Consider the following 12,947-nt stretch of genomic DNA (forward strand, 5'->3'; position numbering starts at 1 on the left):
CCCTATTATCCGGCATCGCCGCCCGCCGCGCTTCATGCCAGGCCGGGTGGATCGAGTTCTTCGCCGTCGAACACCCGGTTGCGGCCGGCACGCTTGGCCACGTACATGGCATGGTCGGCCCGGCGCAGCAGCGCGGCGAGATCGTCCTCGCCCGGCCGCCACTGCGCCAGGCCGATGCTGGCGGTGACCTCCAGGCCGGGCACCTGCAGCGCCCGGGCCGCCTCCGTGATGTGCCGGCGCAGGCGATCCAGGCGCGCCGACGCCGCCTCGCGGGGCATGCCCGGCATCAGCAGCAGGAACTCTTCGCCGCCCATCCGCACTACCTGGTCCTGGCTGCGTACCGCGGCACGCAATGCACGCGCCACCGCCACCAGCACCTGGTCCCCCACGGCGTGGCCATGGCGGTCATTGATGTCCTTGAACAGATCGATATCGAGGAAGCCGATCACCAGCGGGCCACGTTCGCGGTCAACCCGCTCCAGGTGGCGGGCCAGCTGCTGCAGGCCGGCACGGCGGTTGGGCAGGCCGGTCAGGCCATCGGTCTCGGCCAGCTGGCGCAGTTCATCGCGCTGCTGGCGCAGGCGACCCAGCCGCTGGTTCAGTGCGTAGGCGGCCATCATCAGCAGCCAGGTCACCGCCAGCTGCAGGGCCTCCACGCGGTATTCCAGCAACCACGCCGCGCGGCAGGCGTCGGCCAGGATCAACACCAGCATCGGCGCCAGCGCCGCCAGCCCCGCCTGCGCCCAGCGGTCACCGCGCAGCCGTGCCCACACCCCGGCCATCAACGCCAGGCCACAGCCCAGCAGATAGGACACCTGCAGGCCCTGCGCCACCCAGGCCAGGCTGTCCCATGGCAGCCAGGGCACCAGTGCAGCCAACACCAGCAATCCCCAAAGCGCCACCAGCTGGAACGGACGCGAACGCGGCAACAGGCGATCACCGCCATTCAGCCGCCACAGCGCCGGCAGCACCAGGGCCTGCGTGGCCGCAGTCAACACCAGCAGCCACCAGGCACCGCGCTCGCCCACCGGCAGCCAGGGTTCCGGATAGCCGCTGAGGCCACCGAGGATGGCCTGCCAAAGCACCAGCACGGTGGTACCGGCGATGTAGACCAAGAAACTGCGGTCGCGGGTGGTGAGGAAGGCCATCAGTGCCGACAACGCCAGTGCGATCGCCACGGCGATGCAGGCCGCGCGCACCAGCAGGCGGGCGGTATCGTTCTGCTGCACGGGACTGGGCGCGCCCAGCCGAAGGGTGGGTACCCAACGCGCCTTCAACGGCGTCTGCCACGACACCAGGAATGGATCGTGACTGCCCGCTGGCGGCACCGCCACCAGCCCGATGCCTGCGCGGAAGCGTGAGTCTCGGGTACGGGCATCGTGCATGTTGCCGCAGATCTCGCGATCGCCATACTGCACGCGGACTTCGCCAGCGAACACATTGAACACGTCCAGGGCCTGCGGTTGCCCCGACCAGCCGCCCGGCGGCGCAGGCACCTGCACCTGCTGCCGGTGACCGGCCAGCATGCCCGGCGTGCATGCGCGATGTGGAGTGGGTTCATCGGTGGCTGCGCCGACCAGCAGGTAATCGCGGCCGGCTTCGACGGCAGCGGCCCACAGTGGCCACGGCGTCGCCAACCACACCAGCAGCACGACCAGCACCGCCCCTGTTCCGTACTGCCACTGCCTGCCGCCCACGCCACGTCCTGTTGCTGCTTACGCCCGCGCCCACTGCGCGTCGCCCCTGGCAGGCATTATCGCAGCCGCGGCTGCAACGCATGTGTAGACCAAAGTCGCCGACGGCGTTCAACCTGCGGCGGGAGGACCTTTCGCGGCCACCAGACGCACCGGCCGCAGGTCGGCCAGGGTCATCCGTTCCAGTGGCTGCGGCCGCTCGACCGCATAGCCCTGCAGGCCCTGCACCCCAAGCCGTGTCAGCGCGGCGGCGACTTCGGCGGTCTCTACCCATTCGGCCACCACCTCCATCTGCAGCTCGCGCCCCAGTTCACTGATCGCGCGCACGGTGGCGTGGCTGACTGGATCGGTATCCATGTCGCGCACGAAGGCCCCGTCGATCTTCAGGATGTCGGCCGGCAGCTGGCGCAGGTAGCCGAACGAGGACAGCCCGGAGCCGAAATCGTCCAGCGCCATCCGGCAGCCGCGCGCCTTCACCGCATCGATGAACGCGCGCGCCTGGCTGAGGTTGCTGATTGCGGCGGTTTCGGTGATCTCGAAGCACAGCTTGGAGGCCAGCGCGCGATTGCGCTCCAGCAGGTCGCAGACGAAGGCGAGGAAGCCGGGTTCGGCGATCGACTGCGCCGACACGTTGACGTTGCACAGTCCCAGCTGCCGCACATGCGCCGGGCACACCTGCAGGTGCCGGAACAGCAGGCCGAGCACGTGCCGGTCCAGCGCCACGGCCATGCCATAGCGCTCCACCGCCGGCATGAACTGGCCCGGCAGGTGCAGGCTGCCATCGCTGCCGCGCATGCGTACCAGCACCTCGTAGTGCAGGTAGGTGGGATCGCCCACGCGGGCGATGCGCTGCGCATACAGCACCATGCGGTTCTCGGCCATGCCCAGGCTGACGCCCTGCAGCCGCTCGGCTTCCCGGCGCCGTTCCTCCAGCGCCATGCGGTTCTCGTTGAAGCAGTGCACGCGGTTGCGCCCGGCCTGCTTGGCCGCATAGCAGGCACTGTCGGCGGCGCTCATCAACCAGTTCACATCCGGTGCATCGGCGCTGACCTCGACCACGCCGATGCTGCAGCTCAACTGCGGGCTGCCCTCGCTCACCGGGAACGTCGCCTGCCCCAGATTGCGGATCACGCGCTGCAGCACGCGCTTGGCCTCGTCCTGCCCGGCATGGGCGAGGAACACCGCGAACTCGTCCGCACCCAGCCGGCCCACCCAGTCACCATCGCGCACCGCCGCCACCAGGTAATCGGCGAAGCTGCGCAGCATCTGGTCGCCGGCGGCATGGCCGAAGCTGTCATTGACCAGCTTGAAATGGTCCAGGTTGATGTAGCACAGCGCGTGCGTGCCACCTTCGCTGCGCACCTGCAGCAGTGCGCGTTCCAGCAGGCGCTCGATCTCGCGCCGGTTGATCAGGCCGGTCAGCGGGTCATGGCTGGCGTGGTGCTCGATCTCGCGCGCCAGTGCATGGTTCTGGCTGACGTCTTCGATGATCGCGAACACTGACAGGCCGCCGCCGGCGCTGCGCACACCGGTGCCGCTCCAGCGGCCCCAGACCAGGCTGCCATCACGACGGCGGAAGCGCAGTTCGCTCGGGCGCAGCTGGCGGTCCCAATCGATGCGCCCCACCCCATCAATGACCAGCTCGCCGTCCATCAGCAGGTCAGCCAGCGACAGCTGCAGCAGCACGTCGCGGCGATGATCGAGGATGTCGGCCATCGCCTGGTTGGCCTCGATCACCTTGCCTTCGGTATCGAGCTTGAGCATGCCGACGTTGGCCTGGTAGAACGCTGCGCGGAAGCGGCTCTCGTGTTCGGTCAGGTCCTTGCCGACGCGGCGCGCCAGGGCCACCGCCATCAGGCTGATCGCCAGCACCGACAGGCCCGCGACCATCAACGTGGCCAGCCTCACCAGCGTCGCCATCCGCAGCAGCGCCTGCGAGAACGCCTGGCTCTGCACCTTCATCCGGCGGTCGAGATCACGCAGTTGCTGCAGGTACTGGTCACGCGTGGCTGTCAGTAAGGGGCCACCCTCGTGCCGCCGCTGCAACTCATCGACCAGGCGCTGCAGCGCCATCAGGTCCCCGTCGGTCTGCCGCCATAACGCGGTCGCTTCGCGGAAGGCACCGATATCGCGCGCGTAGCGGAACGAAAACACCAGGCGCGGAATGTCGGCGTGCGCGTTGCCCCCCTGCAGGAAGCCCTGCCGGGCCTTCTCTTCGTCAGGCTCCGCCTGTTCCAGCGCCAAGCGCGCCTGCAGATCGCCCAACGGCACCTGCAGGGCCTGGCGTGCATCGTCCAGGTCCTGGGCATCACCGCGCGCCAGGTAGCGACTGAGCGCGGCGGTCGCATCCTGCTGACCGCGCGACCAGTATCCCTGGCCGGCGATCCAGGCGGTGGAGGCCGCCTGCAGTTCCTGGATCAACGCCGACAGTGCGACCAGTCCGATCGCCATGCCGGTCAACAACGCAAATCGCAGTCCCAGCCCCCGGGTCATCGGCACCCGCCGGCTCTGTTGGTCCGTGCCACTCCTACCCATCCCGGATCCCCCCGAATGTGCTGCGGTGACAACCTCCTTTGGAACCGGACCAGCCTATGACCGGCAATGTGTTGACCGTGCGAAAAAGGGGACGGAGGGGATTAAGTCGTTTTCGGCATAGGCGCATGGCCTGCCATAGACGACTTAATCCCCTCCGTCCCCTTTTCCTGTACGCCGGCCCGGGGGCCGGCGTCGCTCTGGACGGCTGTGGGTGCGGCTTAGAAGCTGCGCGGGCCGCGCGGCTTGAAGCCATCACGACGTGGCGGGCGGCTGTCGCGGTCACCGCCGCGGTCGCCCCCATGGCCACCCGGACCACCCGGACCACCACGACGCGGGCCACCGGGGCCGCCCGGACCACGCTTGTCGAAGCGCGGCTTGAACGGACGCGGGGCCGGGTTGATCTCTTCACCGGCCGCCAGCGGTCGCATCTGCAGCTGCTGGCCGGACACCCACACCTTCTGCAGGTGCGAAAGCACGTCCGGCGGCATCTGTGCCGGCAGGTCCAGCAGCGAGAAGTCGTCGTGGATGTCGATGCGGCCGATGAAACGGCTTTCCAGGCCGGCTTCGTTGGCGATGGCGCCGACGATGTTGGCCGGCTTCACGCCGTGCTGGTGGCCGACCGAAATACGGTAGGTCTCCATGCCCTGCTCCGGCGCACCACGCGGCGGAACCTCGCGGCGCGGACGCGGCTCGAAACCACCTTCGGCGTCGTCGCGACGCGGGCCACGCTCGAAGCGCGGCCCCCGCTCGTTGCGGTCGAAGCGATCGCCACGCTCCGGGCGGTCGCCACGGTCGAAGCGCTCGCGCGGCGCGCGCTCTTCACGCGGGGCACGCACCGGCGGCTGCAGCAGGAACGGGGTATCGCCCTGCAGCATCCTGGCCAGCGCGGCGGCGATCTCGATGGCCGGCACGTTCTGCTCGTTCTCGAAGCGCTCCAGCAGCTGGCGGTAGAAGTCCAGGCCGCCGGCGCCGAGCGTTTCGCTGATACGCGAGGTGAACTTGTTGATGCGGGTGTCGTTGACCGCTTCCACGCTCGGCAGCTGCATCTCTTCGATCGGCTGGCGGGTGGCACGCTCGATCTGGCGCAGCATGCCCTTCTCGCGCGGGGTGGCGAACAGGATCGCCTCGCCGCTGCGGCCGGCACGGCCGGTACGGCCGATGCGGTGCACGTAGCTCTCGGTGTCGTACGGGATGTCGTAGTTCAGCACGTGGCTGATGCGCTCCACGTCCAGGCCGCGGGCGGCCACGTCGGTGGCGACCAGGATGTCCAGCTTGCCTTCCTTCAGCATGGCAATGGTGCGCTCGCGCTGGGCCTGCTGCATGTCACCGTTGATGGCGGCAGCGGCCAGGCCACGCGCCTGCAGCTTGCTGGCCAGTTCTTCGGTGCCGGCCTTGGTGCGCGCGAAGATGATCATCGCGTCGAACGGCTCGACTTCCAGGATGCGGGTCAGCGCGTCCAGCTTGTGCATGCCGCTCACCCACCAGTAGCGCTGGCGGATGTTGGCCGAGGTGGTGGTCTTGGCCGCGATGGTCACTTCCACCGGGTCCTGCAGGTAGGTCTGCGCGATGCGGCGGATCTGCGGCGGCATGGTGGCCGAGAACAGGGCCACCTGGCGCTGCTCCGGCAGCTTCTTCAGCACGGCTTCGACATCGTCGATGAAGCCCATGCGCAGCATTTCATCGGCTTCGTCCAGCACCAGGGTCTTCAGCTCGGACAGGTCCAGGGTGCTGCGTTCCAGGTGATCGATCACGCGGCCGGGAGTACCGACCACGATGTGCACGCCACGGCGCAGCGCCGACAGCTGCTGGCCGTACGGCTGGCCGCCGTACACCGGCAGCACGCGGAAGCCCGGGATCTTCGACGAGTAGGACTGGAACGCCTCGGCGACCTGGATGGCCAGTTCGCGGGTCGGCGCCAGGATCAGGGCCTGCGGCTTGATCTGCTGCAGGTCGATGTTGGACAGTACCGGCAGTGCGAACGCAGCGGTCTTGCCGGTACCGGTCTGGGCCTGGCCCAGCACGTCGCGGCCTTCCAGCATCGCCGGGATGGTAGCGGCCTGGATCGGCGACGGGGTTTCGTAGCCGATGGCGGTGACCGCCTGCATCACGGGCTCGGACAGGCCGAGCTGCGCGAACTGCAGCGGCGCTTGGGAATCTTGGGACATGGGGAACTCCGAAGGCACTGCCGTCTTCCTGGCAGTGCGATAAAAAGGGTGATGGTCCGCGCTTTGGGCGCCCTTCTTATCGCGTGCCCTGGCGCTGCTCGGTCGGAGGAGATTTCACTCGCTCAGAGCGGAATGATACCGCATTGATCCTGAACGAGGCGTACAGCTTTCCATGCGCGTGCCGTCATGCCCCGTGCTGGCGCACAATACGCGCCCTTCTTTCCGGCCCGGCCGCTGGCCCGCGCCGTCTTTCCAGGACCCCTCGCTCCATGCAGATTCTCGAATTCGACCTCGACGGTGACTACGTCGAACTCAAGCAGCTGTTGAAGCTGGCCGACCTGGTCACCAGCGGCGGCGAGGCCAAGATGGTCATCAGCGAGGGCCAGGTGCGGGTCGATGGTGAGGTCGAACTGCGCAAGGCCTGCAAGATCCGCGCAGGCCAGGTGGTCGAGTTCGCCGACAGCCAGATCCGCGTGCTGGCCGCTGGCTGATCCGAGGGTGTTCAGGCCACGCGCTGGGTCAGGTGCGAGGCGATCAGCTGCCTGAACGGCGCCACGCCCTGCGCCAGGCGCAGGCCCGCGGCCCGCAGCAGGCGTGCCGGGCGACGATCGTCGGTGTACAGGCTGGCGATCGCGTTGGTGGCCTCGTACAGCGGCCGCGACGCCAACCGATGACCGCGCTGGTAGCTGGCCAGCATGCCGGCGGCGGCAATGTCGGCACCGCGCCGCTGCTGCGCGACGATGCCCTGTGCCAGCCGCTGTGCGCTGGCCAGTCCCAGATTGAAGCCGTGCGCGGTGACCGGGTGCATGCCCACCGCGGCATCGCCGATCAGCGCGGAACGCTCGCCGACGAAACGGTGCGCGTACACACCTACCAGCGGATACGCCTGCGGCGTGGCCACCGGCTGCATGCGGCCCAGCCGATGCTCAAAGCAGGCACTGATGGCATCGCCGAAGGCCACCTCGTCCATCGCCAGCAGTTCTTCGATCTGCCGCGGCGGCAGCGTGATCACCGCCGATGCCTGGCCCTCGTTGAGCGGCAGCAGCGCCATGGTGCGGCCGTAGCCGAACCACTCCCAGGCCGTGTGGTGATGGTCGCGCTCGACCTGCATGCGGCATACCAGCATCGACTTGCCGAAGTCGCGCATCTGCGCACCGATGCCGAGCATGCGGCGGGTGGCGGAGAAGCGGCTGTCAGCCGCGACCAGCAGTCGCGCGTGCAGTTGACTGCCGTCATCGAGTCTGACCACGTGGCCCTGCGCATCGGCCTGCACGCCCAGCACCTTGCGCCCATCGAACAGCTCCAGCGCATCCTGGCCCTGCACGGCATCCCAGGCGGCGCGGCGGATCAGGTGGTTGGGCACCAGCCAGCCCAGCGGCTGGCCATCAACCTGGCTGCTGGCGAAGGTCAACGCGAACGGCGAGCCGCCGTTCATCACCCTGGCATCGCGCAGCTCGGCGACTTCGGCCTGCGGCAGGCGCTGCCACAGCCCCAGTTGCTCCATGCTCTGCCGCGAGGCATGGGTCAGCGCGATCTCGCGGCCATCGAAGGCGGCTTCGGCCAGGGCCTGGCGCGGCTGCACTTCGACCAGCCCGACCTGCAGGCCACTGCCGGCCAGCGCACGCGCGAAGCACAGGCCCGCCGGTCCGGCGCCGACCACCACCACGTCCATCCTGCGCATGCGCGCCTCCTGCCGTTGATTCAGTCCGGGCCAGCATAGCGCCGCGCGCATGACTGGCCTTGATCTGGATCAGGCCCGGCTACAGCAGTGCGAACACCAGCGCCAGGATCGACAGCAGCGATACGAGCCAGACCAGGCTGCGCACGTAGGGCACGCCTGCGGCATACAGCGGCAGGTAGACCACACGCGCCCAGACGTAGGCCTGCGCAGCCAGCGCCGTGGTGTCGTTGCTGCGCCCGGCCACGACCACCGCGATGGCGGCAGCGGCGAAGAACGGGAACGTTTCCAGGAAGTTGGCCTGCGCACGCTGCAGGCGACCGGCCAGCGCGCTGAGCGGCTTTGCATCGCCATCGCGTGCCGAGGCATTCCACTTCATCCCGCGCTCGCGGGTGACCACGGTGGAGGTGGCGAAGATGTAGACAAAGCCCAGCAGCACCGACCAGGCCAGCATTGTCAGCTCAGTTGCCATCGTTCATCTCCTCAGGGTGCCGACGCGCGCAGGCTGTAACCGGCCAGGCGCCAGACCTGGTCTTCGTCGAAGCGGAACGAGACCAGCTCGCGCACCGGCTGCGCGCTGTTGGCGAAACGGGTCGGGAAGCTGACGTTGATGTACAGCCCTTCCGGCACTGCGGCGCCGGGGCTGTACTTGACCCGGGTGATGGTCGGCTGGCCACGCCCGGCCAGCGCACCCAGGCGCGTGCGCTCGGCGGCCAACTGGCTGACGAAGGTGGCTTTCGGCACCGCACGGCGCGCGACGGCCGAAGCGCCATCCCACAATTCGCCGGCGCGGTTGGCATCGACCAGCTGTGCCGCCTTCAACGCAGCCGCGCCCATTTCCGCGTCCTGCTTCTGCACCTGGGCCTGCTGCGCAGCGGTCAACGCCGGGGCACCTGCAGTGGCGGGCTTCGCGGCCGCCGGCGATGCCGGGGCCGGGCGCGCGGGTGCCGGTGCCGGCGTGGCCGGCGCAGGTACCTGCGCCAACGCAGTCAGGGGCAGCAGGGACAGCAGCAGGAGCACGCGCTTCATGGACACCGCCGGTTCTGGAGGAAAGGACCGCAGTCTACGCCAGCGCAGTGAGCGGTTCGTCAGCGCGCGTGGGCGTTGCCTTCCACCGCCGCCGCATCGGCCTGCGCGGCCGGCGTGCCGGTCTCTGCTGGCGCCTGTTCGGCCACCGGCGGCGGCTCCGGCGGCGCTGGTGGCAGCGTCGCCACATCGATCTCCGACAGCGGGCTTTCGTCGGGGCAGACCGCGTCCGGGAAGCCGAAGCGCTGCTTCAACGCCTGGCCGCAGCTGTTGATCGACTCCATGTCGGCGCCTTCGCGCTTGCACTGCTGGTCGAAGGCGACCAGGAACGCGTCCTTGCGCTGCACGAAATCGTCGCCGCAGGCACGCATCTGCTTGATCCGTTCCAGATCGTCCTGCACCGCATTGGTGCCATCCAGGCCGTACTGGCGCAGTTCGTCCGGAGTCAGCAGCCGCAGGCTGCGGTTGGGCACGGTCATCATCAGATCGGCCACACCGACCGCCACGCCGTTGCGTTGCAGGTAGTCCTTCACGTTGTCGTAGACCTCGTGCAGCTCGCGGTTGAGCTCGGCGCGCGAGGTGGCCTTGGAACTGATGCGCATCATGCGGTGGATGCCGACCTTGCCCGACAGCAGGCGGTTGTCGCCGGCGGCCAGCACGAACACGCAGGCGCTATGGCAGATCGAGCCTTCGCGCACCCAGATGGTCCAGCCCGATTCACCGATGCTGTCACCGGCGACAATCGCCGACTCCACCTGCCCCCCGCTGGAATCCAGATCGAGGATGCGCTTGTGGATCTTCTGCTCGTCAGCGACCACGGCCAGCCGCCACATCATCTCGGCGAAGCCCGGATTGATCTTGCCGGCGTAACGCACGCGCATCAGGCCGCGCTCGGCGCACGGCGCCAGCGCCTGGGTGATCTGCTCGCGCTGCAGGCCTTCCAGCTCGACACCGTCGCCAGCTTCGCCAGCATATTCCGTGCTGCAGCTGACCCAGGCACGGCCATTCTCAAGCTGCGCCTGCGGCCACGGCCGATCCGCCTGACTGCGCGGCGGCGCTGGCGGTGGCGGTGCATCGGCCGCATTGATCGACACCATGTTCTCGCCATCGCTGGCCGGCGCCCGCGCGGCCTTGTCGGCGGCAGTCACATTGCCCGGATTCTCCAGCTGGCTGCAGCCCGCCAGGGCCAGGCACAACAGGGGCAACCAGCGGAGTTTGGCGGACATCGGGCAACCGGTCTTCACGTGAGCAAGAGCCACAGTCTACCCGTCCAGGCCGCGCATTCAGTGCGTGGTGATGAACCCCTTCTGACCCTTGGGGAAAAAGCGTGTCGACCAAGGTCGACAACCACCAACAGCAGCGCAGAACGCTCGCCCGACAGGTCGCATGAACCTGTCGAAGGCGGGGTGGGTCCGGTTGCAGGGGCGTGAGCGCCATGGATGGCGCGACCGAGCTACATGGGTGAGGGCGCTTTGTTTGCGAAGCACTGCTTCGCAAGCACCCGAACGCCCAGCCGCCAGCGGCTGGGCCGGGCCCCGGAGGGGTACTTGCAGCGTCCCCTGCAACCGGACCCACCCCGCCCTCCCCCAGGAAGCCCGCTGTTGTTGTTGCTCTGGCCTCCGCGGGTGCAGGGCGCAGCCCAGCCTGACCCCCTTCAGCATCCATGTCCGAATGTGGCGAGTATCGCCGCCCGCGCGGGCCTAGACTGGCGCCATGGACTCCCCTCTCGCCCTCGACACCGCCGCCTGCGACCGCGCCCGCCTGGCCCGCGACGCACGCTTCGACGGCGTGTTCTTCACCGCCGTGCGCAGCACCGGCATCTATTGCCGCCCGGTGTGCCCGGCACCGCCGCCGAAGCCGCGCAACATTACCTACTTTCCGACCGCCGCGGCCGCTGCGGCCGCCGGGTACCGCCCCTGCCTGCGCTGCCGCCCGGAATTGGCACCGCAGGCCCAGCAGGCCCTGGCCGGACAGACCGTGCAGCGGGCACTGGTGCTGATCCACGGCGGCTTCCTGCAGGAGCAGCCGGTGGCCGATCTTGCAACGAAGCTCGGCCTCAGCGCGCGCCAACTGCAGCGCCTGTTCGTCGAACATCTCGGCGCGACGCCCGGGCAGATCCACGCAACCCATCGCCTGTTGCTGGCCAAACAGTTGCTGACCGAAACCACGCTGGCGGTGACCGACGTCGCGCTGGCTGCCGGCTACAACAGCCTGCGCCGCTTCAATACCGCGTTCCTGCAGGGCTGTGGGATGGCGCCGACCGCCCTGCGTCGCCAGCATCAACCGTTGGCTGCAGATGATGGCGGCCTGGTGCTGCGCCTGGGCTACCGTCCACCACTGGACTTCCCACGCATGCTGGCCTTCCTGCGCAAACGCAGCCTGCCCGGCATCGAACTGATCGGCGAAGACAGCTACCAGCGCGTACTGGGCACGCCCGAGCGCCCCACCCTGCTGCGCGTCACCGCCGATTCGAAGCGGCCGGAACTGCGCCTGCAATTGGGCGCGGTGGATCCGCGCCTGATCCCCGACATCGTGCGCCGCGTGCGTCGGGTGTTTGATCTGGATGCCGACCTGCGGCAGGTCCATGCCGCGCTGGGCGAAGAACCGCTGCTCGCGCGTGGCATCGCCGAACGCCCCGGACTGCGCGTGCCCGGCGGCTGGGATGGCTTCGAGGTGGGCGTACGCGCGGTACTCGGGCAGCAGGTCAGCGTGGCCGCGGCCACCACCTTCGCGCGGCGCCTGGTCGATGCCTACGGCGCACACCTGCCGGGCATGCCATCGGAATTTGATCGCCAGTTCCCCGCACCCGAGGTACTGGCCGCGGCACCATTGGAGTCCATCGGCCTGCCGCGCAGCCGCGCGGCCACCGTGCGCGCCCTGGCCGCCGCCTGCGCCAGCGGCCGGCTCGACTTCGGGCCCGGCCAGGCCTTGGAGGAATTCGTTGCGCGCTGCGTTGCACTGCCCGGCATCGGCCCCTGGACCGCGCAGTACATCGCCCTGCGTGGCCTCGGCCAGCCCGATGCCTTCCCGGCCGGCGATCTTGTACTGCAGCAGGTGCTCGGCCACGCGCAGGGCCAGCGCCTGAGCGAACGCGCGACCGAAGCGCGCTCGCAACCCTGGCGCCCGTGGCGCGCCTACGCGGTGCTGCACCTGTGGCACCTGTCCGGCACGTTCGTTGGAGAACCGACATGATCCTGTTGTTCGATCGTTTCGACAGCCCGATCGGCGTATTGACCATCGCCGGTGACGAGCGTGGTCTTGCGCACGTGCTGTTTCCGGAGAACCGTCACCCCGCACGCGGGCGCGACGGCTGGCATTACGCACCGGATGCACTGCCGGAGGCACGCGAACAGCTGCTGCAGTTCCTGCACGGTGAACGCAGCCGGTTCGACCTGCAGCTGGCACCACGCGGCACGCCGTTCCAGCTGCGCGTGTGGCAGGCGCTGGCGTTGATTCCGTTCGGCCAGACCTGGAGCTATCTGCAGTTGGCGCAGCACCTGGGCCAACCCAGCGCGACCCGCGCGGTGGGCGCGGCCAATGGCCGCAATCCATTGCCGATCATCCTGCCCTGCCACCGCGTGATCGGCAGCAACGGTGCACTGACCGGCTTCGGTGGCGGCCTGGAAACCAAGGCCGCGCTGCTGCGGCTGGAACAGCGCCAGGCCCCGCTGTTCGCCTGAGAGGGCCGGCCGGGCTGCGCCCGGCACCCGCAGAGGCAACGGCAAGGTCAAGAGCCAATACAGCTCCGATTTTCTACGCGTTGGGTGGGGCGGTATGGGTGGGCAGGACACGCCGTAAACCCATCCATGGGGGGTCGATGGCGCCATCCATGGCGCCAACGGTCCTGCG

General features: G+C 68.9%; 10 protein-coding genes. 3 read left to right on the top strand and 7 right to left on the bottom strand.

Going from position 1 to position 12,947, the window contains the following annotated elements; all coding sequences use genetic code 11:
- Window positions 1–32: 32 nt before the first annotated feature.
- From ACM0PK_RS05900 to ACM0PK_RS05910, 3 genes are all read right to left on the bottom strand, one after another.
- Window positions 33–1,697: a sensor domain-containing diguanylate cyclase gene (locus ACM0PK_RS05900; protein ID WP_414606899.1), complete on the bottom strand. Its 1,665-nt coding sequence runs from the start codon at window positions 1,695–1,697 to the stop codon at window positions 33–35.
- A 108-nt stretch (window positions 1,698–1,805) separates the two neighbouring features.
- Window positions 1,806–4,229 carry a putative bifunctional diguanylate cyclase/phosphodiesterase gene (locus tag ACM0PK_RS05905; RefSeq protein ID WP_414606900.1) on the bottom strand — a complete coding sequence of 808 codons (2,424 nt, stop codon included), beginning with the start codon at window positions 4,227–4,229 and terminating at the stop codon, window positions 1,806–1,808.
- Window positions 4,230–4,447: 218 nt separating this feature from the next.
- Window positions 4,448–6,394 carry a DEAD/DEAH box helicase gene (locus ACM0PK_RS05910; RefSeq protein ID WP_414606901.1) on the bottom strand — a complete coding sequence of 649 codons (1,947 nt, stop codon included), beginning with the start codon at window positions 6,392–6,394 and terminating at the stop codon, window positions 4,448–4,450.
- A gap of 269 nt (window positions 6,395–6,663) precedes the next feature.
- Here ACM0PK_RS05910 and ACM0PK_RS05915 point away from each other — a divergent pair, with 269 nt between their 5' ends.
- On the top strand, window positions 6,664–6,885 hold the full coding sequence (locus ACM0PK_RS05915) for an RNA-binding S4 domain-containing protein (RefSeq protein ID WP_014036469.1): 222 nt from the start codon (window positions 6,664–6,666) through the stop codon (window positions 6,883–6,885).
- Between the two features lie 11 nt (window positions 6,886–6,896).
- Here the strand turns inward: ACM0PK_RS05915 and ubiM are convergent, their stop codons facing one another.
- The 4 genes from ubiM to ACM0PK_RS05935 all read right to left on the bottom strand — a co-directional run bounded on the left by ubiM (window position 6,897) and on the right by ACM0PK_RS05935 (window position 10,324).
- Window positions 6,897–8,075, bottom strand: coding sequence for a 5-demethoxyubiquinol-8 5-hydroxylase UbiM (ubiM, locus tag ACM0PK_RS05920; protein ID WP_065177458.1), 1,179 nt, complete (start codon window positions 8,073–8,075; stop codon window positions 6,897–6,899).
- Window positions 8,076–8,154: 79 nt separating this feature from the next.
- Window positions 8,155–8,544, bottom strand: coding sequence for an MAPEG family protein (locus tag ACM0PK_RS05925; RefSeq protein ID WP_095379034.1), 390 nt, complete (start codon window positions 8,542–8,544; stop codon window positions 8,155–8,157).
- An 11-nt stretch (window positions 8,545–8,555) separates the two neighbouring features.
- Window positions 8,556–9,101, bottom strand: coding sequence for a DUF4019 domain-containing protein (locus ACM0PK_RS05930; RefSeq protein ID WP_088496919.1), 546 nt, complete (start codon window positions 9,099–9,101; stop codon window positions 8,556–8,558).
- A 59-nt stretch (window positions 9,102–9,160) separates the two neighbouring features.
- Window positions 9,161–10,324 (bottom strand): COG3904 family protein, encoded by a 1,164-nt coding sequence (locus tag ACM0PK_RS05935; protein WP_414606902.1) that lies wholly within the window; start codon window positions 10,322–10,324, stop codon window positions 9,161–9,163.
- 487 nt (window positions 10,325–10,811) lie between these two features.
- Here ACM0PK_RS05935 and ACM0PK_RS05940 point away from each other — a divergent pair, with 487 nt between their 5' ends.
- Together ACM0PK_RS05940 and ACM0PK_RS05945 are read left to right on the top strand one after the other, a co-directional pair.
- Entirely contained in the window at window positions 10,812–12,290 is a 1,479-nt protein-coding gene (locus tag ACM0PK_RS05940; protein ID WP_414606903.1) for a DNA-3-methyladenine glycosylase 2 family protein, read from the top strand.
- Window positions 12,287–12,778 carry a methylated-DNA--[protein]-cysteine S-methyltransferase gene (locus tag ACM0PK_RS05945; protein WP_065197077.1) on the top strand — a complete coding sequence of 164 codons (492 nt, stop codon included), beginning with the start codon at window positions 12,287–12,289 and terminating at the stop codon, window positions 12,776–12,778. The genes ACM0PK_RS05940 and ACM0PK_RS05945 overlap by 4 nt, the downstream gene beginning before the upstream one ends.
- The last annotated feature ends 169 nt before the right edge of the window (window positions 12,779–12,947 follow it).

The sequence above is a fragment of the Stenotrophomonas sp. FR010 genome, assembly GCF_047520755.2.
Taxonomy (GTDB): domain Bacteria; phylum Pseudomonadota; class Gammaproteobacteria; order Xanthomonadales; family Xanthomonadaceae; genus Stenotrophomonas; species Stenotrophomonas sepilia.